The sequence below is a fragment of the Niveibacterium sp. genome (assembly GCF_041909475.1).
Taxonomy (GTDB): domain Bacteria; phylum Pseudomonadota; class Gammaproteobacteria; order Burkholderiales; family Rhodocyclaceae; genus Niveibacterium.
This window is the reverse complement of sequence record NZ_JAYRDJ010000001.1, coordinates 40,212-59,768: the sequence shown is the minus strand read 5'-3', so window position 1 is coordinate 59,768 and position 19,557 is coordinate 40,212. Positions and strand designations below refer to the sequence as shown.

18 protein-coding genes are annotated in these 19,557 nt (G+C 66.3%); 2 read left to right on the top strand and 16 right to left on the bottom strand.

The genetic code is table 11. The features are described 5' to 3' along the window. Positions 1–322: 322 nt before the first annotated feature. The gene (locus ACE3P0_RS00245; protein WP_374398684.1) at positions 323–685 is read left to right on the top strand and encodes a hypothetical protein; all 363 of its coding nucleotides are present in this window, start codon (positions 323–325) and stop codon (positions 683–685) included. A 90-nt stretch (positions 686–775) separates the two neighbouring features. After that, entirely contained in the window at positions 776–1,252 is a 477-nt protein-coding gene (locus ACE3P0_RS00240) for a transposase (protein WP_374398683.1), read from the top strand. Positions 1,253–1,559: 307 nt separating this feature from the next. Here ACE3P0_RS00240 and ACE3P0_RS00235 read toward each other — a convergent pair whose 3' ends face one another. From ACE3P0_RS00235 to malG, 16 genes are all read right to left on the bottom strand, one after another. Next, on the bottom strand, positions 1,560–2,591 hold the full coding sequence (locus ACE3P0_RS00235) for a galactose-1-epimerase (RefSeq protein WP_374398681.1): 1,032 nt from the start codon (positions 2,589–2,591) through the stop codon (positions 1,560–1,562). Continuing rightward, a complete protein-coding gene (galK, locus tag ACE3P0_RS00230; protein WP_374398679.1) occupies positions 2,588–3,736 on the bottom strand; it encodes a galactokinase in 1,149 nt (382 codons plus the stop codon). Before galK ends, ACE3P0_RS00235 begins: the two co-directional genes overlap by 4 nt. Continuing rightward, a complete protein-coding gene (gene galT, locus ACE3P0_RS00225; RefSeq protein ID WP_374398677.1) occupies positions 3,733–4,779 on the bottom strand; it encodes a galactose-1-phosphate uridylyltransferase in 1,047 nt (348 codons plus the stop codon). Before galT ends, galK begins: the two co-directional genes overlap by 4 nt. A gap of 71 nt (positions 4,780–4,850) precedes the next feature. Further along, a complete protein-coding gene (gene galE, locus ACE3P0_RS00220; protein WP_374398675.1) occupies positions 4,851–5,867 on the bottom strand; it encodes a UDP-glucose 4-epimerase GalE in 1,017 nt (338 codons plus the stop codon). Positions 5,868–5,994: 127 nt separating this feature from the next. After that, positions 5,995–7,194 carry an ABC transporter ATP-binding protein gene (locus ACE3P0_RS00215; RefSeq protein WP_374398673.1) on the bottom strand — a complete coding sequence of 400 codons (1,200 nt, stop codon included), beginning with the start codon at positions 7,192–7,194 and terminating at the stop codon, positions 5,995–5,997. Positions 7,195–7,232: 38 nt separating this feature from the next. Next, positions 7,233–8,381 (bottom strand): galactonate dehydratase, encoded by a 1,149-nt coding sequence (gene dgoD, locus ACE3P0_RS00210; RefSeq protein ID WP_374398671.1) that lies wholly within the window; start codon positions 8,379–8,381, stop codon positions 7,233–7,235. Beyond that, positions 8,378–8,983, bottom strand: a complete 606-nt coding sequence (locus ACE3P0_RS00205) for a 2-dehydro-3-deoxy-6-phosphogalactonate aldolase (RefSeq protein WP_374398669.1) — start codon at positions 8,981–8,983, stop codon at positions 8,378–8,380. The genes dgoD and ACE3P0_RS00205 overlap by 4 nt, the downstream gene beginning before the upstream one ends. Next, positions 8,980–9,891 (bottom strand): SMP-30/gluconolactonase/LRE family protein, encoded by a 912-nt coding sequence (locus ACE3P0_RS00200; RefSeq protein ID WP_374398667.1) that lies wholly within the window; start codon positions 9,889–9,891, stop codon positions 8,980–8,982. Before ACE3P0_RS00200 ends, ACE3P0_RS00205 begins: the two co-directional genes overlap by 4 nt. Next, positions 9,888–10,655, bottom strand: a complete 768-nt coding sequence (locus tag ACE3P0_RS00195) for an SDR family NAD(P)-dependent oxidoreductase (RefSeq protein WP_374398665.1) — start codon at positions 10,653–10,655, stop codon at positions 9,888–9,890. The genes ACE3P0_RS00200 and ACE3P0_RS00195 overlap by 4 nt, the downstream gene beginning before the upstream one ends. Then, positions 10,652–11,719 (bottom strand): 2-dehydro-3-deoxygalactonokinase, encoded by a 1,068-nt coding sequence (locus ACE3P0_RS00190; protein WP_374398663.1) that lies wholly within the window; start codon positions 11,717–11,719, stop codon positions 10,652–10,654. The genes ACE3P0_RS00195 and ACE3P0_RS00190 overlap by 4 nt, the downstream gene beginning before the upstream one ends. A 206-nt stretch (positions 11,720–11,925) precedes the next feature. After that, complete coding sequence (gene malE / locus ACE3P0_RS00185; protein WP_374398661.1) at positions 11,926–13,113, bottom strand: maltose/maltodextrin ABC transporter substrate-binding protein MalE; 1,188 nt, start codon at positions 13,111–13,113, stop codon at positions 11,926–11,928. Between the two features lie 165 nt (positions 13,114–13,278). Next, positions 13,279–14,508, bottom strand: coding sequence for a maltoporin (locus ACE3P0_RS00180; RefSeq protein ID WP_374398659.1), 1,230 nt, complete (start codon positions 14,506–14,508; stop codon positions 13,279–13,281). Between the two features lie 14 nt (positions 14,509–14,522). Beyond that, positions 14,523–14,717: a hypothetical protein gene (locus ACE3P0_RS00175; RefSeq protein WP_374398658.1), complete on the bottom strand. Its 195-nt coding sequence runs from the start codon at positions 14,715–14,717 to the stop codon at positions 14,523–14,525. A 193-nt stretch (positions 14,718–14,910) separates the two neighbouring features. Then, positions 14,911–16,536 carry a methyl-accepting chemotaxis protein gene (locus ACE3P0_RS00170; protein ID WP_374398656.1) on the bottom strand — a complete coding sequence of 542 codons (1,626 nt, stop codon included), beginning with the start codon at positions 16,534–16,536 and terminating at the stop codon, positions 14,911–14,913. 68 nt (positions 16,537–16,604) lie between these two features. Next, the gene (locus ACE3P0_RS00165) at positions 16,605–18,545 is read right to left on the bottom strand and encodes a glycosyl hydrolase 53 family protein (RefSeq protein ID WP_374398654.1); all 1,941 of its coding nucleotides are present in this window, start codon (positions 18,543–18,545) and stop codon (positions 16,605–16,607) included. Positions 18,546–18,653: 108 nt separating this feature from the next. Next, complete coding sequence (gene malG / locus ACE3P0_RS00160; protein WP_374398652.1) at positions 18,654–19,544, bottom strand: maltose ABC transporter permease MalG; 891 nt, start codon at positions 19,542–19,544, stop codon at positions 18,654–18,656. Between the last annotated feature and the right edge of the window lie 13 nt (positions 19,545–19,557).

Below are 19,557 nucleotides of genomic sequence, written 5' to 3'. Positions count from 1 at the left end.
GTACAGCTATCCTATCGCGAGCATGGACGTCCCGACAAAGGCCCTCATCGTCTTGCCGTCTCGACTGACAACCTCTGACCGGATTGGGATGCTTCGTGCAAGGCGTTGCGAGGTAATGTCAGTCAGTTCGAGACGCTTTGCCGCGCGGGATACGGCTTTCTAGAGCGACCTCGGTACGACGTCTTCGAGCTTGCCCGAGTGATTGGCGGCGTATGCGGTCTCGGAAAGGAAGGCACTGATGTTGGAGCCGACTGTTAAACAACTCGACGGGTCAAGAAGTGCTGGACTCAACGTTTCCGGAGTAGTTCAAGTGCGATCCTGTATGAAGATCCTTTTAGTCGTTCTAAGTAGTCTAGTGCTTGTGAGTCCGTGCGCCGCTGGCGATGAAGGCCTGTTCATGGTGTATGCGAGATGTGACGGCGTGCTAGAAGGCGCGTTGTCTGGCAAGGAGCACACGAACTCATCACCGAGTTTTTATTCAACGGTTTCTGACTACCTGAAGAAGGCAGCTATGCTGGTTGATAACAGCAAGGGGGTCTCCGACTATTACGCGTACAAGATCGAAGGTCTTAAGAAGTTCGAAGCAAGCAAGGCAAATGAACTTGAACGAAGCGGCATGACCTCGTTCTGCGCGCAACTGGCCCAGGACGCCATGATTTTCGTTGATACGCGCCACAAGCGATAACGAACCGGTAGGTCGGGCTGAATCTGTAGCGCGTAGGGCGGAAGAGCGAAGCGCCTTCCGCCGCATGCCCGCCCTCGGCACAATCCCACCATGCCCGACTATCGCCGCAACCGGGTTCCTGGCGGGACCTTCTTCTTCACGGTAAACCTGCTCGAACGCAAGGCCAGCACGCTCGTCACGCAGATCGACGCTCTGCGTGACGCGGTGAGAACGGTTCGTGCCCGTCGCCCCTTCCACATCGATGCGTGGGTGGTGCTGCCGGACCACATGCATGCGGTCTGGACGCTACCGCCGGGCGACAGCGATTACTCCGGCCGCTGGCGGGCGATCAAGGTCGCCTTCGCGAAAGCCCTACCGAAGAGCGAACGCATCTCCGCGGCGCGCGCCGCGAGGGGCGAACGGGGCATCTGGCAGCGGCGGTTCTGGGAGCACACGATTCGCGACGAGCGCGACTATGCCGCGCACCTCGACTACGTGCACATCAATCCGGTCAAGCATGGGCTGGTGACCAGTGTTCGGGACTGGCCCTACTCCTCGTTTCTCCACTGTGTTGCACGAGGCGTCTAGGCGCCTGACTGGACCGTCGACGAGGTGCCCGATATTGCTGGTGGGGAACGTGGGGGCTGAGGGGTGCGGCTCCATGCGGCGGAAGGCGCTGCGCTTTTCCGCCCTACGGTGTTGAGATTAGGGGCGCCCGGTAGTGTGGGCTGAACTTGAGAAGTCGGACGCTAGCCTCGGTTTCGTGAGACGGCTGGAACTCCGTCCGGACCGATGTCATGACGCAAAAGACAAAGCCTGCGCAAGAAAAGCAAAGCCGCCTACGAGGGCGGCTTTTGCATTTCGGCGCGGGGCTTTCACATCGGGTTTGGCTCGACTACGACGCCTCAAACACAAACCGAATCGTCCCCTTCCCAACTTGCCCCGGCCGCAGGATGCAGCCGGACCAGGCGCGCTGGTTGGGGCTGTCGGGGGGGTAGCCGGGTTCCAGCGCGATGCCGGCGTGGGCGGTGTAGTGCCGGCCGCCGCGGGCGGGGATGCCGGTGAGGAAGTTACCGCTGTAGCACTGTATGGCGGGCTGGTCGGTGTAGACGCGCATCGTGAGCTTCCAGTCGGCGGCGGCGAGTTCGGCGGCGGGCACGGTGGCGTGGCGGCAGGCCTCGTCGAGCAGGAAGCTGTGGTCGTAGCCGGCACCGTTGCGCAGTTGTTCGTTGTCGCGCACCGCGTCGGGCCAGGCGCTGCCGATGCGGCAGGGTTTGCGGAAGTCGAAGGGTGTGCCCGCGACCTCGGCCGGCTCGCCCAGCGGGGCGAGTGTGGCGTCGACCGGCACATAGCGCTCGGCGGCGATCTTCAGCGTCTGCGCGCGGATGTCACCGTCCGGCGTGACGCCGTCGAGGTTGAAGTAGGCGTGGCTGGTGAGTGCAATCGGGCAGGCCTTGTCGACTTCTGCCGTGAAGTCGATCTGCACCGTGCCGGCATCGGTGAGTGCGTAGCGCACCTGCACCTGCGCGCGGCCGGGGAAGCCCTGGTCGCCGTCGGGCGAGTCGATCGCCAGCACCAGCTCGGTGGCGCTGTGCGAGACGAGCGTCCAGCGCTGGCGGTCGAAGCCCTCCGGCCCGCCATGCAGGTTGTTGGGGCCGTTGTTGGCGGCGAGCGTGTAGGTTTCGCCGTCGAGCGTGAAGCGCGCATCGGTGATGCGGTTGGCGTAGCGGCCGATGATGGCGCCGAGGTAGGCGCTCTGCTTAGCGTAGTCCTCGGCGCTGTCGCAGCCGAGCAGCACCTCGCGGTGCCCGCCACCGGCCAGCGGCACTTCACAGGACAGCCAGGTGGCCCCGATGTCCATCACCGCGATGCGCAGACCGCCCGGGTGCTCCAGTTTGAAGATGCGTGCCGCTGCCGTGTCCATCATGCTTCCCCTGCTCCGTTCGTTGCCCGGCACACGTACACCGTGGCCGGTTTGCCTTCCGGCGAGCGGTACTGGGCCGCCACCGCCGCTTCAACCGCGGCGACTTGCGCCAGCGGCACCAGCGCGACGACGCAGCCGCCGAAGCCGCCGCCCGTCATGCGCACGCCGCCATCTTCGCCGATGACTTCCTTGACGATGTTGACCAAGGTATCGATCGGTGCAACGGTGATCTCGAAGTCGTCGCGCATCGAGGCGTGCGAGGCGGCCATCAGCGCGCCCATGCGGCGCAGCTCGCCCGCGGCCAGCGCGTCGGCGGCAGCCAGGGTGCGGGCGTTTTCGGTGACGACGTGGCGGGCGCGGCGATAGGTGAGCGCATCGAGCCCGGCCTTGCCGGCTTCCAGCGCGGCTTCGTCGATGTCGCGCAGCGCCTTGACGCCGTAGTGGCGCGCGGCGGCTTCGCATTGCTCGCGGCGGGTGTTGTACTCGCTGTCGACCAGACCACGGCGCACGTTGGAGTTCAGGATCATCACCGCGACGCCTTCGGGCAGCGCGACGGCGCGGGTTTCCAGCGAGCGGCAGTCGATCAGCAGCGCATGGGCGGCCTGGCCTTGCGCGGAGATCAGCTGATCCATGATGCCGCAGTTGCAGCCGACGAACTGGTTCTCGGCTTGCTGGCCGTTGAGCGCGAGCTCGGTGGCCGACACCGGCAACTGGAACAGCGTCTTGAAGGCCTGGCCGACTGCGACTTCGAGCGCCGCAGAGGACGAGAGCCCCGCGCCTTGCGGCACGTTGCCGGAGATCACCAGATCCGCGCCGCCGAGCTTCAAGCCACGGGCGAGCAGGAACTTGACGACGCCGCGCACATAGTTGGCCCACATCGCGTCGTCGCGCGGCACGATTTCAGCGTCGAGCGAGAACTCGTCGGTCGCGTCGGCGTAGTCGGCGGCGATGACGCGCACGGTGCGGTCGGCACGCACGCGGCCGGTGACCGCGGTTTCGTAGTCGATCGCGCAGGGCAGCACGAAGCCGTCGTTGTAGTCGGTGTGCTCACCGATCAGGTTTACCCGGCCGGGCGCGCGGACGGTGATGCCGCCGTCGCCGAAGTGCTGGGCGAAGGTGTCGCGGGTGCGTTGTTGAGGGCTGCTCATGCTGCACTCTCCAGGAAGTGGACATCGCTGACGGCGCGCAGCTTGTCGGCGGCCTGCTCGGCGGTGAGGTCGCGCTGGGCCTCGGCGAGCATTTCGTAGCCGACCATGAACTTGCGCACCGTGGCCGAACGCAGCAGCGGCGGGTAGAAGTGCGCGTGGAGTTGCCAGTGCTCGGTGCCGGCCTCATCCCCAAACGGCGCGCCGTGCCAGCCCATGGAGTACGGGAAGGAGCATTGGAACAGGTTGTCGTAACGGCTGGTCAGCTTCTTCAGCGCGACGGCAAGGTCCGCCTTCTGCGCCAGCGAGAGCTCGGTGATGCGGCGCACATGGGCGGCCTTGGGCATCAGCAGGGTCTCGAAGGGCCACGCGGCCCAGTAGGGCACCACGGCGATCCAGTGTTCCGTTTCGACCACGGTGCGGGCACCATCGGCGACTTCACGCGCGGCGTAGTCCAGCAGCAGCGGGCGGCCGTTCTTGGCAAAGTATTCGGCCTGCGTGCGCTGCTCGGCGGCGGCCTCGTTCGGCAGGAAGCTGTTGGCCCAGATCTGGCCGTGCGGGTGCGGGTTGGAGCAGCCCATCATCGCGCCCTTGTTCTCGAAAACCTGCACCCAGGGGTAGGTCTTGCCGAGATCGGCGGATTCCACCTGCCAGGTGTCGATGACATGGCCGATCGACGCCAGCGACAACTCGGGCAGCGACTTGCTGTGGTCCGGCGAGAAGCAGATCACCCGGCTGGTGCCGCGCGCGCTCTGCAGCTGGAACAGCGGGTCGGCCGATTCGGGCGCGGCCGGCGTGTCGGTCATCAGCGCGGCGAAGTCGTTGGTGAAGACGAAGGTGTGCGCGTAGTCCGGGTTGGTCTCGCCGGTGACGCGCTTGTTTCGCGCGCACAGGTAGCACTCGGGGTCGTGCGCGGGGCGCGCGCTGCGGTCCGGCGTTTCCTGCTGGCCTTGCCAGGGGCGCTTCGCACGGTGCGGAGAGACCAGCACCCAGTCACCCTTCAGCGGGTTGTAGCGGCGGTGCGGGTGATCGATCGGGTCAAACATCTGGGGTACCTCTTTCCTTCAATTCTTCAATTCAAACTTGTGCCTTCAGGATGCCGGGCGACGATTCGTATTCAGGCGTCCTGATAACCGTTCGGATTCTTCGACTGCCAGTTCCAGGTGTCGCGGGTCATATCGTCGAGGCTGCGCGTGGCGCGCCAGCCGAGCTCGCGTTCGGCGTAGGCCGGGTCGGCCCAGCATTCGGCGATGTCGCCGGCGCGTCGTTCGACCAGCTTGTAGGGCAGCTCACGACCGACCGCGCGGCCGAAGGCGGCGACCATTTCGAGCACGCTGTTGCCGTGGCCGCTGCCGAGGTTGAACACATGCACGCCGGCCCTGCCCTGGCGCGCGCGCAAGGCGGCGATGTGGCCGTCGGCGAGATCCATCACATGGATGTAGTCGCGCACGCCGGTGCCGTCCGGCGTCGGGTAATCGCTGCCATACACCGACAGGAATTCGCGGCGGCCGACGGCGACCTGCGCCAGATACGGCATCAGGTTGTTCGGGATGCCTTGCGGGTCTTCGCCCATCAGGCCGCTGGGGTGGGCGCCGACCGGGTTGAAGTAGCGCAGCAGGGTCACCGACCAGTCCGGCGTGGCGTGCTGGAAGTCGGTCAGCACCTGCTCCATCATCAGCTTGGTCCAGCCGTAGGGGTTGGTGGCGCGGGTCGGGAAATCCTCGCGGATCGGCACCGAGGCCGGGTCGCCATACACGGTCGCGGAGCTGCTGAAGACGAAGTTCTTCACCCCTGCCGCGCGCATCGCTTCGAGCAGCACGAAGGTGCCGCCGAGGTTGTTCTCGTAGTACTCCAGCGGCTTGGCGACCGATTCGCCGACGGCCTTCAGCGCGGCGAAGTGGATCACCGCTTCGATCTTGTGCTCGGCGAAGATGCGGTCGAGCAGCGCGCGGTCGCGGATGTCGCCGGTGTAGAGCGTGGGGCGACGGCCGGCGATCTGCTCGATGCGGTCGAGCACCTTGGGGCTGGCGTTGCAGAAGTTATCGACGATCACCGGCTCGTAGCCGGCGCCGATCAGTTGCACGCTGGTGATGCTGCCGATGTAGCCGGCGCCGCCGGTCACGAGAATCTTCATGGTCTTCCTTTCACCGCACCGGCTGCAGTGGCTGCAGCGGCACCGTTCTTGAAAATGGGGGCTGGCCGCCACCACCCTGGGGGGAGGGATTGGGGGATTCGGGCGATGCGGCCAGCGTACTGCACGGTCAGGCCATCTGCACTTCGGGTGCAGCGTGGCGGCTTGTTTCCTTGTTGAGCCAGGGTAGTTTGAACCCTGCCAGCTCGTGGCAGGGGCGCGGCAGCGCCTGGCCCGCGTCGTCGAACAGGTGGCAGGCGGCCGGCGGAATGCCCAGCGCGACCATTTCGCCGCGCGGCACCGGCTGGTCGCCCTTGGCCTTGGCGATCAGCGCATCGGCCGAGCAAGCCTGCTCCAGGTAGATGAAAGTGGATTCGCCCAGGCGCTCCGCCCACATCACCTGGCGGTTCAGCGTCTGCACGTCGGTGGCGCCCGGCACGATGTGTTCCGGCCGCACACCCAGCGTGACCTTGGCGCCCAGCGGCAGGCGCGTCGCGTCGAGTTCGGCCGTCAGCAGCTCGCCGGTTTCGATGCGCACTTCGGCGTGCGTCGGCGTAGCGGACACCAGCATGCCGGGGATCAGGTTCATCTTCGGCGAGCCGATGAAGCCGGCCGCGAACAGGTTGCGCGGGCGGTGGTAGAGCTCCAGCGGCGAGCCGACCTGCGCGATGCTGCCGTAGCGTTGCGTATCTTCACCGGTGTTCAGCAGCACGATCTTGTCGGCCAACGTCATCGCTTCGACCTGATCGTGCGTCACGTAGATCATGCTCGCCTTGCCGAGCTTGCGCTGCAGGCGGGCGATCTCGATGCGGGTCTGCACGCGCAGCGCGGCGTCGAGGTTGGAGAGCGGTTCGTCGAACAGGAACACGCCCGGTTCGCGCACGATGGCGCGGCCGATCGCCACGCGCTGGCGCTGGCCACCGGAGAGTTCCTTCGGCTTGCGTTCAAGCAGGTGTTCCACCTGCAGGATGCGCGCGGCCTTGTCCACGCTGCCGTCGATCGCCGCCTTGGCGGTGTGCGCCAGACGCAGCGCGAAGCCCATGTTGCGCGCCACCGTCATGTGCGGATACAGCGCGTAGCTCTGGAACACCATCGCGATGCCGCGTGCGGAGGGCGGCAGCTTGTTGACCTGTTTGCCGTCGATCAGCAGGTCGCCCGAGGTGATGTCTTCCAGCCCCGCGACCATGCGCAGCAGCGTCGATTTGCCGCAGCCCGAGGGGCCGACGAAGACGCACAACTCGCCATCCGCGATATCGAGATCGACGTCGCGGATCACCGACACGTTGCCGGCGTAGGTCTTGTTGATGCCGCGGAAGGAAATGCTGGCCATGCTTGGTTCTCCTGATGTGTTGCCGGTGGTGAGCGGGCTCACCACTCCGCGACGCTGCCGTCGGCGTGTCGCCAGACCGGGTTGCGCCAATCGGGCGCATTGCGGCTGGCGGCGATCACGCGTGCCTCGTCGATCTCTACGCCCAGCCCTGGCCGTGGCAGCGCTGCGATGCAACCGCCATCGATGCGGAAGTCTTCGCGGTTAACCACGTAGTCGAGCAGATCTGCGCCCTGGTTGTAATGGATGCCAATGCTGTGTTCCTGCAGCACGGCGTTGTATGCGACGAAATCGAGCTGCAGGCAGGCCGCCAGCGCGATCGGGCCAAGCGGGCAATGCGGCGCGAAGGCCACGTCGTGCGCCTCGGCCATCGCGGCGATCTTGTGGCATTCGGTGATGCCGCCGGCGTGCGAGGGGTCGGGCTGCAGGATCGCGAGGCCGCCGTCGGCGAGCACCCGCTTGAAGTCGAAGCGCGAGTACATGCGCTCACCGGCCGCGAGCGGAATCGAAGTGCTGTCGGCGAGCCGGCGGTAGTGCTCGGCCTGCTCCGGCAGCACCGGTTCTTCGACGAAGAGCGGGCGGAAGGGTTCGAGCTCGCGCAACAGCACACGCGCCATCGGCGCGGCGACGCGGCCGTGGAAGTCGATGCCGAAATCGACGCGATCGCCGAAGGCCTCGCGCACCGCAACGACCCGCGCGACGACGGCATCCACCGCACGGGGGCCGGCGAGCATCGCCAGCTCTTCGCTGCCGTTGAACTTGAAGGTGTCGAAGCCGGCCGCGAGCTGTTCGCCGATCGCGGCGACGAGTTCGGCCGGGCGGTCGCCGCCGACCCAGCGGTAGGTGCGCATGCGGTCGCGCACGCGGCCGCCGAGCAGTTCGTACACAGGCACGCCGAGCGCCTTGCCCTTGATGTCCCACAGCGCCTGGTCGATGCCGGCGATCGCGCTCATCAGCACTGGGCCGCCGCGGTAGAAGCCGCCGCGGTAAAGCGTCTGCCAGATGTCGTTGATCTGCGCCGGGTCGCGGCCGATGACGTATTCGGCCAACTCATGCACCGCCGCTTCGACGGTGCGCGCCCTGCCCTCGATCACCGGCTCGCCCCAGCCGCTGATGCCGGCGTCGGTTTCTACCTTCAGGAACAGCCAGCGCGGCGCGACGCGGTAAGTTGTGAAACGGGTGACCTTCATGCTGCAACGGCCTCCAGCGCAGTTTGCAGCGCGATCGCGCGGGCGTAGGTCTGGCGCGGCGTCTGGCCGGCGCGGTAGAGCGCACCGCCAAGGCCAGCACCGGCGCAGCCGGCAGCGATGAAGGCCGCGAGGTTGCGTTCGTCGATGCCGCCCACCGCGTACAGCGGTACCGGCGGCAACACCGCGCGCAGCGCCGCAATGAAACCGGCGCCAAGGCTCGCGGCGGGGAAGATCTTCAGCGCCGGGGCGCCGGCCGCCAGCGCGGCGAAGGCTTCGCTCGGCGTGGCCACACCGACCACCACCTCGATGCCCTGCTCCACCGCCGCACGCACCACTGCGTCGTTGAGATTGGGCGTCAGCACGAATTGCGCACCGATGCGCGCAACGCGCGACAGCGCCGCGGTATCCAGCACGGTGCCGGCGCCGATGCGCATCTGCGTGCCGGCGTAGCCCAGGGCGGCTTCGAGCGCGGCTTCGGCACCCGGTGCGTTGAGGGGGATCTCGGCGTCGAGGATGCCCGCCGCACGCAGCGCATCGAGCTGTGCGGCGGCTTCGTGCTCACGCACGCCACGCAGGATCGCGATGATGCGCGGCGCACTCACAGCGCGCCCCCGAAGCGGGTTTCGGCGAGCCCGCGCAAACCCGGAATGCGCAGTTCGAGCATTGCGCCGGCCAGTGGCTCGCGCCGCTGCAGATCCGGCGGCAGGAAGGCGCGCGCAGTAGCCACGTAGAGCCGCTCCAGCGCTGCGCCGCCGAAGCCCGGGCAGGCCGGCAGGCTTACCGGCAGCATGTATTCGTCGCTGATGCGGCCGCGGGCATCCAGCCGTACCACGCGGCTGCCGCCCCACAGCGCGCACCACACGCCGTCTTCGCTATCGACCACCGCGCCGTCCGGCTCCACGCCGGCACCGAAGTGCGGGCCGAAGGGGCGCACCGCACTCACGCGGCCAAGCACGGCATCGTAGTCGGCGCAGCGCATGCGCGAGTCGAGCGAATCGGCAAAGTGGATTCGTGTGCCATCGGCGCTGAAACACAGGCTGTTGGTGATCACCACCGGCGGCAGCGCCAGCGGCTGCAAGTCACCGGCCGCGGTGTAGCGCCAGAAGCTCTCGCGCGGCGAGCGATCGCGTTCGTTCTTCAGGCCGAACACGAAGTTGCCGGCACGGTCGCAGCGGCCATCGTTGATCCGCAGGCCAGCGCCGATCGGCAACTGGCACAGCTCGGTCAGCACGGCGGTTTCGAGATCGAAGCTGGCGAGCGAGCGCTCCAGCCCCAGCAGCAGCCGGCCGGGCTGCTTGCCCAGCGCAAAGCAGGCGAGCCGCGACGGCATCGCCCAACGCCGGACATCGCCGCTGGCGGGCGTCCAGGCGTAGAGGCAGCGGCCTTCGATGTCGGTCCACAGCAGGCGGGCAGCGTCGGCATCCCAATGCACGCATTCGCCCAGCTCGCAGCGCAAGCCGGTGAGCGAGAACGGCACGGCGGCGATCGGCGGCGTCACGATGCCGTTCATGACCAGCCCCCGTCGATGACGAAGTCCTGCCCGGTGCACATCGCGCTGTCGTCCGCCGCGAGGAACAGCGCGAGGCGCGCCACGTCGTCGGCCTGCAGGCGTTGGCGCAGGCACTGGTTGCGCTCGATTTCCGCGTCGGCGCCGGGGCCGACCCACAGCTTGAGTTGCCGCTCGGTCATCACCCAGCCGGGCACCAGCGTGTTCACGCGCACCCCGGCGGCGCCGAATTCGCGCGCAAGGCTGCGCGTGAGACCGTGGATCGCCGCCTTCGCCGCGGCATACAGCGGATAGCCCGGCGCCTTGATCATCCAGCCATTGGATCCGACGTTGATGACGGCGCCGCGCCCAGCCGTGCGCATGTCCGGGAACACCGCCTGCGCGGCGAAGAAGTGATGGCGCAGGTTCACCGCGAAAGCCTGTTCCCAGTACTGCGGGCTGACCGCGCCGACGGCATGGCGCTCGTCGTTCGCGGCGTTGTTGATCAGCACCTCGATGCCGCCACGCGCGCTGCGCGCCTGCACGATGGCCGCTTCCAGCGCCGCCACGTCGCACACATCGCAGGCGATGAAGAGCGGGCGGTGGCGAGCGCCGGCCAGCCTCACGGAAAGCTGTTCGCCCGCGTCGCGATCGACATCCAGGAAGCTCACGCGCGCATGCTGCTGCGCGAAGTGTTCGACCAGGCTCGCGCCGATGCCGTTCGCGCCGCCGCTGATCAGCACATGGCGGCCGGCAAGGCTGGGGTAGTGTGCGTAGGCGGTGCTCATGCCGGCACCTTCGTGCGTGCCGGTTTGCGCGGCGCAGCCACCACCGCGGGCTGCGGGAAGAAGGCGTCTGGCACCAGGCCGCGCACGCGTGCGATGCACAGCGCGCCCCAGCCGGCCAGATCGGCCTGTTCGATATCGCTGGTGACCGTGACACGGCCGGAGAAGAAATCGTCCCCCGCCACCAGTAGCGCCAGCGCTTCGCGCAGTAGCGGTTTGCCGGTGATCACGAACTGGGTGCCAGGGCTCATGCGCACCGCGCTGCTGTTCTTCAGCGTCATCAGGTCCGCCGCCAGCACCGCGCCAAGCAGGTAGTTGGCACGCGCGTTGCGGCCATACACCGTGAATTGATCGAGGATGCGCACGACGAAGCCGGCGCGCCCGAGGCCGATGTCGCGCGCGGCGAGCGCGCCGGCCAGCAGCATCTCGGCGTCGATCGAATCGGCGAAGCCGCTCTCCAGCGAGCCGGCGAGAATCGTGTTGTGCGTGAGCACATGCAGCAGTTCGCCGGCGAGCGTGGTGACGCAGCCAACCACCTGCTGCTGCGCATCGAGATGCACGAACTTGGAATGCGAGCCGGGCAGCACGACGACCGCCGGCGCGGCGATGCCGAGGCGATCGATGAGGCCCATCGTCTCGGTCTCTTCGCCGCGCATCATGTCCATCGCTTCGCAGTTGTGCAGGCCGAGATCGGCGGCAACGTTGCGCACGCCGGGCACGAACCACAGCGTCTTGCGGCACACCTCGGGGATGCGCGCCGAGGCCATCGCGGCGGCCAGCACATCGCGCCCCGCCGGCACATCGACATGCGGCACCTGACGCAGACCCAGCTCGGAGGTGATCATGCCCGACGCAATCACACGCGTGACGGCATCGATGCCGATGCCGGCGCCGTGCAGCGCATCGGCGATCGTGTCGCGCACGCCGGCCTTCAGCGCCGCGCTGCTGCCGCTGATCGCGGTATCGCGAACGCCGACCTGGCGTGCCGCACGATGCAGCACCGCGCCGTCGCACCATACGGTGACGCGGGTGTTGGTGGTGCCAGTATCAATGGTGAGGACGTTCATGGGTCTTCGTGTCTGCCGCGATGCGACTAGCTGATCCTGCAAACTGCGCTTTCTGACTGACTGCCATCTTCGCGATCGCGGGCACGACGATCAAACGATCAATACTTGGGCTTTCGCCTCAATTTTCTTAACGAAAAACCACCACTGAAATGCGGCACTCCGAAAGCAGGATTTCGCGAGTGCCGCACCTGCCGCGCGCGCCGAGGTCAGCGCTCGCGGATACGCTTGGCTGCTGCGCCGAGCAGCTCCGCAGGCGCCTTGCGGCCCTCCACGATGCCTTCCAGCGCGGTTTCCATCGGCGCCCAGAAGTAGGTCATTTCCGGGTTGTTCGGCATCGGCGCACCGCTGCGCGCGGCCTCGCTCATGCCGCGCACATGCGGGTCGCTGGCGAGTTCGGCACGCACGCGCAGATCCGCCGGCACGCCGAGTGACTTGTCGGCGTTGCAGGCCTTCAAGGCAGCCGGCGCGAGCAGCGCGTTCTCGATGAACTCGGTGGCAATCTTGCGGTTCGGGCTCGCGCGGCTGACCATCGCGCCGGTCACACCGACGAAGGGCGCGCCCGGCTTGCCGCCGACGCGCGGGATCGCCGCGGTGCCGAAGTCGATGTTGGCGTCCTTGAGCTTGTCCCACACCCAGGGGCCGTCAATCGTCATGGCAACCTTGCCTTCGAGGAAGGCACTTTCCGCTTCCTCGCGGCTGGCGCCGTTCGGCAGCACGCCATCCTTTACAAGACGCGCGAGCAGGTTGGCGCCCTTCTGCGCGCCAGCATTCGCCACGCCCACGTCGTTGGCGTTCCAGCCGTCCTCACGCGACTTAAATGCGTAGCCGCCATTCGCGGCGAGCAGCGGCCAGCTGTAGTAGATGTGCGAGAGATCCCACAGGATCGCCTTGCGGTTCTGCGCGGCAAGCCGCTTGTCCAGCGCCGCCACGTCGTCGAAGCTCTGCGGCGGAGCGCTGACGTAGCGCTTGTTGTAGATCAGGTGAATCGCTTCGATGCCGATCGGATAGCCCCACAGCTTGCGGCCGAGCGAGAAGGCCTGCCAGCCCTGCGGGTCGATCGCATCACGCACGCGCTGGCTCGGTACCACCGGTTGCAGCAGACCATCGGCGACCCAGCGGCCGAGGATGTCGTGCGCCCAGATCACCACGTCCGGCCCTTTGCCGGCCGCGGCCGAGTTATGGAAGAAATCGGGGATCGTCGCTTCGACCTTCACCGGCACACCGGTCTGCTTGGTGTAGCGCTCGGCGGTGCCGACCCAGGCATCGAAGCATTTGTCCTTGTTGACCCACACCAGCAGCTTGCCCTGCTCGGCAGCGGCGGCGTCGCCGGCCGCCAGCGCCACGCACAGCGCGGCAAGGCAACGAAGGCGACGAGGTTCTGTGTTGTTTTTCATCATGCGCTCCGCAGTGCATCGCTGCAGCCGATGCGCGATGCACGAAAAAAATGCCGTCTTACCTCCGGGCAAGACGGCAACCACAGGAAGGAGGTGACCTTCCAATCAAAGGAGGAATGCAGAGGTCCACTGCGGTGCCCGCTTACGCGGGCACCGAAGCGATGCTTACCACCAGCTCTCGGCCTGGATGCCGAAGGAGCTGCCGTTGGTCTGCGTGCCGTAGGCGTCGTACGCCACCCAACCCTTGGCGTTCTCGTTCCAGGTTGCGTAGGTGTAGAACACACGCAGTTCCGGGCGCGAATACGGCGTGCGGCCAGCGGCGGCGGTCAGCGCGATCGTACCCTTGGTCAGGTTGCGCGACTTGTCGTCACCCGAGGACTTCAGCTGCGTCCAGCCGATTTCGGTCGCCACACCCCAGATGTCGTCGAAGTGGTAGTGCGGGCGGGCACCAACCGAGAACCAGGTCTGGTCTTTCCAGATGTCGGTGCGCTTGTCCTTGCGGTAGATGACGTTCGCGAGCGCGGTCCACTTGCCATCGGCCGAGGTGTAGCTGACGTTGTCAAGGATCTGGAGGGTGTCGTCATCCTTCGTCGTGTCGGTAGCGATCTGGCCGAAGTTGCCGTTCGCCATCGACGCGGTACCGTACTGGATGCCAACGCGGTTCCAGGCGTTCAGGCTACCCAGCTGTGCATCGTAGAAGGCGCCGACGTACCAGCCGTCCTCAGCCTTGTAGGCCTTGTTGCGGCTTTCCTTGCCCATCGCGAAGCCGGCGTTGACCGTGAGGTAGCCGTTGTCGTGCAGCTTCACGCTTTCGAGCTTCAGCAGGTTGGCGTAGTACAGGGTGTCGTCGTCGGTCTTGGTCGAATCGTTCCACGTCACCGCGGTGCGTTCGATCGCGTAGCTGAACTTGCCGAAGCCGAAGTCCAGGTTCTCGATACCGGCGCCGTCACCGTCGCTGTTCTGGTACTTGTAGTCGAGGATGTGGATGTCCGGACGGTCGTAGTAACGACGGCCGGCCCAGATGCTCGCGCCCTTCAGCACGCCTTCACCGAGGTTGTGGCCCGACAGGTAGAGCTGCGACCAGTTCACATCGGTGCCGTTGATCGAGTTCGGGTAGCCCCTCCAGCCCGTGATCATCGCGTGGCCTTTCCACACGGTGCCGTTGGCCATCGCAGGCGCTTCGACATCCAGGCCCAGTTCGGCGTAGTTGTCGCATTCGTTGCCAAGGCGGTACTTCGCCGGGCCGAGGCCGAAACAGGCCTGATCACCCTCGTCGCTGGCACCAAAGCCGGCGCGGAAATAGCCGTTGCTGGAAAGCCCCGGCGCAGCGATTGCGCTGGTGCCGGCCATCATGAGTGCAGCTGCAATCACACGCATCGGAAACCGTTTTTTCATGATTTGTTTTCTCCTCAAAAAACCTTGTCCACCCACTGTGGCGTGCTGCCGCCCGCGTCGATCGCGGGCTGACATTTCGTTTTCGTCACCGCCGACATGGCTGCGCCGATGACGATGTATTTCTTGCTGCGGGCCGCTATCGCGACACCGAAGTGCGCGTTGGCGGCTAGCCGGAATGCATTGTTCGTTTGACGGGAATTGCGCTGCAAACGAGGTTTTTTGGACGCCTCATCAAATTTGATTTAACGAAGCTCTTGCCTGCAAAGGCGTGCAGAAGCCCTGCCCGGCGCGGGTTTCGCGCAGGCGACGATTGGTATTCAGGCTTGCTGTGGCTGCGTTGCGCGCTAAGGCACGCCAGCCCTGGGCGGGCCGCAGCCAGGCAGTTGTGTGCGCGTCATCACGTCAGGCCAGGCGGTAGGCCGAGATGGCCCGTTGCATGTCGGCCGCGAGGCTGTCGAGCTCGCGCGCGAGCGATGCGCTGACGCTGGAGGAGCGACTCGCGTCTTCCGCCATCTGCGCGATCTGCTCGACGCGTTGCGCCACTGCAACACTCGTACTGCCCTGTTCGCGGATTGCGTCGCTGATCTCCGTGACGCGCGCCTCGGCACTGGCGTTGGCCTGTGCGATGCGCTGCACCGCGTGGCTCGCATCGTTCGCACGTGCAACGCCCTGCGACACGCAATCGACGGCGTGGTCCATGCCCTCGATCGCGACTCGTGCGCCGCCGCGGATCGCATCGACCATCTTGGCAATCTCACGCGTGGAACTCGCAGTGCGCTCGGCGAGCTTGCGCACTTCGTCCGCCACCACCGCGAAGCCGCGCCCTTGCTCGCCCGCCCGCGCCGCTTCGATCGCGGCGTTGAGCGCGAGCAGGTTGGTCTGTTCGGCCACCTCGCGGATCACCGCAACGACCGACGAGATACGATCACTGTCCGCGCCGAGCGCGCGAATGCGGGTGGAGGCCTCATCCACCGCCGCGGCGATCTGCGCAATGTCGTCCAGCGTGCGGCCGATCACTTCGCCACCGCTGGCGGCCAGCGCGCCGGATTCGCGCGACAGCGCATGCGCCTCGCCGGCCTGCTCACCGATGTGCGACACGGTGACCGTGAGTTGCTCCATCGCGGCAGCCATCGCCGCGGCGGCTTCACTCTGCGCATCGGCACTCGCAGCGCCCTCGTCCGCGCCCTGTGCCACACGTGCCGCCGCGGTGCCGACCCGCGACGCGCCACCGGCGAGTGCAGCCAGATCGGTCTGCAGCGATTCGAACAGCGCGTTGAGCGATTGCGCGATGCGGCCCAGTTCGTCGGCGCGCGCCACCGGTACGCGCAGCGTGAAGTCGCGCTCGGCGCCAATGCGCGTTACGGTGTCCTGCACCCGCCGCAGCGCGTCGGCAATGCCGCGCACCAGCATCGCGCCGAGGCCGGCAACCGTTGCGATCGCCAGCACGATCACCGATGCGATCATCAGGTGACCACGCTGGGCGTCGTTCGCCGCAGCCTTGGCCGAGGCGGTGGAGCGTTGCGCGTTGTAGTCGGCATGTGCGCGCAGCGCAGCGAGCGCCTTGGCGCCGGCCGGCAGCAGGTCGTTCTCCACCGCATGGCGCGCGGCGTCGTCCATGTTCTTGCGCGAGAGGTTCAGCACCTCGGGTACCACTGCCAGAAAGGCCTTCACGCCCTCGCGGTCGGCCTTCATCAGCTTGCCTTCTTCAGCGCCGCTGACGCGCTTTTCCTGAGCGGCAAGTTGCCGTTCGAGGGTGGCGAGATTGGCGTTCAACCCCTTCTCGATTTCGTCCTTTTTGCCGTCGGCGATGTTGGTCATGTGACTCAGCACGTCGACCTGCGCATGCAACAGCGCCGCCTCGGCGCCATCGATCGCGGTGATCGATGGAATCGTCTGCCCGTTCGCAACGCCCAGCGCACGGTCGAGCGCACCAGTCGCCAGCAGACCTGCGCCGCCGACCAGCAGCAGCGCCACCGCCGCAACGCCCACGATCAGCCACAGGCGCAGCGCGATACCTTTGTGCTTCATGGAATGTCCCCCCACTCCGAGATTTCATTCATGCCGGGCGCGGCTTGTGGCAGCGCCCGGCATGCCGCTCAGTTCGCGCCGTCGCGAATGAACTCGAAGTCGTCGAGGTTGCCCCAGTTGCCGGTCTGGCCGTCGATCGCAACGCCCACGGTGCAGGCACCGTTGGTCACCTTGATGCCGCTGACGGTGTATTGCGCCCACTTCTGCCAGCCGGTGTTGGTGATCGTCTTGGTGTAGCGCTTGCCGTCGCCGCAATCGCGGGCGATCAGCTCGATCGACTTCTCGCCACCGCCGCCTGCGGCCCAGGCCTTGAGGCTGTAAGTGCCGTTGGGGATGCCGGTGTAGCTGCGGGTCGCCTCAACCTTGAAGGGCTCGCCGAGCCAGTAGTGCATCGATTGCTGGCCGGTCTTCGCGTTGCCGGGATTGCGTTCGTTGCTGATCGCCGCGGCGGTGCCGGTGATCGTCCAGCCTTCCAGCTTGCCGTTTTCGAAGCTCGGGTCTTCGATCAGGTTGCGGCGCGGCACCACCGCGACGGCCGCTTCGACCGGTACATCGAAGTTGCTCAGATGGCCCTTGAGCTTGAAGTTGCCGGCTTGCTTGAGCTGCTCGGCCGATACGTCGTCCCAGCTCACCCACACTTCACGCTGCGCATCGTCGGAGAACGCGACGCGCATCTTCTCCGGCGGCGCGAAGTTCTCACCCACGTAGGTGGTCAGCTTCAGCGGCGCCACCGGTAGCAGCGTCGGCACATCGGCCGCCGTGCCCGCTTCGCGCACCCGCTTGAAAACGGCCAGCGAGGGCAGCGCGCGGCCCTTGAAGTCGAACATCGCCTGGTTGTCCCACGCGTTGCCTTCGCCGGTACGCCAGCCTGCGCCCTTGACCGGAATCCAGCCCGGTTCCCAGTAGAAGACACCCGCACCGCGCTGACCCGGCACTTGCGCGACGGCGTTGATCACATCGCGCACCAGGCTCGCCTGCCCCTGCGGCGTGGCCTTGTAGCCCACGCTCTTCTGCATGTCGCGGTTGAACAGGTTAGGGAAGCCGTCGCCGTCTTCGGTGGTATAGGCGTAGGCGGTTTCCATCACGACCACTTCCTTCGCGTAGCGCGAGGAGATGTCATCGACGTTGGTCTGGAAGTCGTCGAAGGTGCCGTGCCAGTACGGGTAGAAGGACAGGCCGATGACGTCGTAGTCCACACCCTTCTTGGTCAGCAGATCGAACACGCGGCGATAGAGATCGTTGGTAGCGCCATTCGCGAGGTGCACCGCGACCTTGGTCTTGCGGCTCGGGTCGGATTCGCGCACCGCCTTGATGCCCTGGCTCAGCAGCGCAACGAAGCCTTCGTCGCCGCCGATCTGCTCTTCCGGCTTGGCCTTCCAGGTCTTGCCGTCCGGCCACAGCATGCCGCCGTTGAGTTCGTTGCCGATCTGCACCATGTCAGGCGAGGCGTTCGCCTCACGCAGCGCCTTCAGCACATCGGCGGTGTATTGATGCACCGCGGCTTCGAGTTCCTTGCCCTTGAGCTTTTCCCATGCGGCGGGCTTGAACTGTTTGTCCGGGTCGACCCAGAAATCGCTGTAGTGGAAGTCCAGCAGCAGCTTCAGGCCCTGCGCCTTGGCGCGCTGCGCCATGCGGATCGTGGCCGCGAGATCATTGTTGCCGCCACCGACCGGTTCGCCCTTGCGCGAGATCGTCTTGCCGCCTTCGACCACGTCGGCCGCGTTGACCGGGTTGTTCCAGATCCGCAGGCGGATCCAGTTGACGCCGTTTTCCTTCAGGATCGCGAAGATGTCTTTCTGCTGACCCTGCGCGTCGTAGAACTTGCCGCCGAGCTTTTCGATCTGGTCGGTCATCGACACATCGGCGCCCATCATGAAATCGGCGCGCAGCTCGGGCACCGGCTGCACCGTGACCGCAGCGGGCGCGGCGGCAAAGGTGACGTTCGGCAGCGTGGCGGCGCACAGCAAGGCCACGGCCAGCGTGCGCAGTCGGAACGAAGTCTGGTTCATGTTCGTTTGTCCCCTGTTATTTTCGGTCTGTGTTACTTGGTCGATAGGCGTGCGCCGCCCGCACCGGCCGCCGAACGGCCGGTGACGGAGACACGCGTGTTGAGAGATTCAGCCCTTGACGGCGCCCGAGGTGAGGCCCGAGACGAGCCACTTCTGCGTGACAAGGAACAGCACGGTCAGCGGCATGCCGGCGAGGATCGCGGTGGCCGCGAAGTCGCCCCACAGGTAGCGCTGGTTGAAGAGGAACAGGCGCGAGCCGATCGCCAGCGTGAGCTTGCTTTCTTCGTGCATCAGCACCGAGGCGACCGGGTACTCGATCATGCCGCCGAGGAAGGCGAGCACGAACACCACGACCAGGATTGGCACCGCCATCGGCAGCAGCACATGCACGAATGCCTGGAAGGGTGTTGCACCATCCACGGCGGCCGCCTCTTCGAGTTCGCGCGGCACGCTGTCGTAGTAACCCTTGATCAGCCAGATGTGCTGTGCGACGCCACCGGTGTAAGCCAGTGCGAGGCTCCAGTGGCTGTTGAGGCCCAGCCAGGGCACGAAGTCGCCGATGCGGTCGAACAGCGCGTAGATGGCGACGAGCGCCAGCACCGACGGGAACATCTGCAACAGCAGCAGCGCGTTGAGCATCATGTCACGGCCGCGGAAACGCATGCGGGCGAAGGCGTAGGCACTGGTGATCGACAGCACCAGCGACACGATCGCGGAGATCAGCGCGACCTTCATCGAGTTGATGATCCATTGCAGCACCGGGAAGGGCGGCTTCACCAGCGTGCCGTCGGCATCGAGGTAGGACATGCCGAGCGCGAGCTTCCAGTGTTCGAAACTGATGTGCGACGGGATCAGGCTGCCGCCGGCGAAGTTGCCGGGGCGCAGCGAGATCGACACGATCATCAGGAAGGGCATCACCGTCAGTGCGATGAAGGCGATCATCGCGGCGTGCGTGGCGAACACGCGCCAGCGGTGCGATTTCTTGAGAACGATGGCCATGGTCTTGGATCCT

Coding starts and splice junctions, on each gene's coding strand:
- ACE3P0_RS00245 (WP_374398684.1), top strand. CDS start 323: ATGAAGATCCTTTTAGTCGTTCTAAGTAGTCTAGTGCTTGTGAGTCCG.
- ACE3P0_RS00240 (WP_374398683.1), top strand. CDS start 776: ATGCCCGACTATCGCCGCAACCGGGTTCCTGGCGGGACCTTCTTCTTC.
- ACE3P0_RS00235 (WP_374398681.1), bottom strand. CDS start 2,591: ATGATGGACACGGCAGCGGCACGCATCTTCAAACTGGAGCACCCGGGC.
- galK (WP_374398679.1), bottom strand. CDS start 3,736: ATGAGCAGCCCTCAACAACGCACCCGCGACACCTTCGCCCAGCACTTC.
- galT (WP_374398677.1), bottom strand. CDS start 4,779: ATGTTTGACCCGATCGATCACCCGCACCGCCGCTACAACCCGCTGAAG.
- galE (WP_374398675.1), bottom strand. CDS start 5,867: ATGAAGATTCTCGTGACCGGCGGCGCCGGCTACATCGGCAGCATCACC.
- ACE3P0_RS00215 (WP_374398673.1), bottom strand. CDS start 7,194: ATGGCCAGCATTTCCTTCCGCGGCATCAACAAGACCTACGCCGGCAAC.
- dgoD (WP_374398671.1), bottom strand. CDS start 8,381: ATGAAGGTCACCCGTTTCACAACTTACCGCGTCGCGCCGCGCTGGCTG.
- ACE3P0_RS00200 (WP_374398667.1), bottom strand. CDS start 9,891: ATGAACGGCATCGTGACGCCGCCGATCGCCGCCGTGCCGTTCTCGCTC.
- ACE3P0_RS00195 (WP_374398665.1), bottom strand. CDS start 10,655: ATGAGCACCGCCTACGCACACTACCCCAGCCTTGCCGGCCGCCATGTG.
- ACE3P0_RS00190 (WP_374398663.1), bottom strand. CDS start 11,719: ATGAACGTCCTCACCATTGATACTGGCACCACCAACACCCGCGTCACC.
- malE (WP_374398661.1), bottom strand. CDS start 13,113: ATGAAAAACAACACAGAACCTCGTCGCCTTCGTTGCCTTGCCGCGCTG.
- ACE3P0_RS00180 (WP_374398659.1), bottom strand. CDS start 14,508: ATGAAAAAACGGTTTCCGATGCGTGTGATTGCAGCTGCACTCATGATG.
- ACE3P0_RS00170 (WP_374398656.1), bottom strand. CDS start 16,536: ATGAAGCACAAAGGTATCGCGCTGCGCCTGTGGCTGATCGTGGGCGTT.
- ACE3P0_RS00165 (WP_374398654.1), bottom strand. CDS start 18,545: ATGAACCAGACTTCGTTCCGACTGCGCACGCTGGCCGTGGCCTTGCTG.
- malG (WP_374398652.1), bottom strand. CDS start 19,544: ATGGCCATCGTTCTCAAGAAATCGCACCGCTGGCGCGTGTTCGCCACG.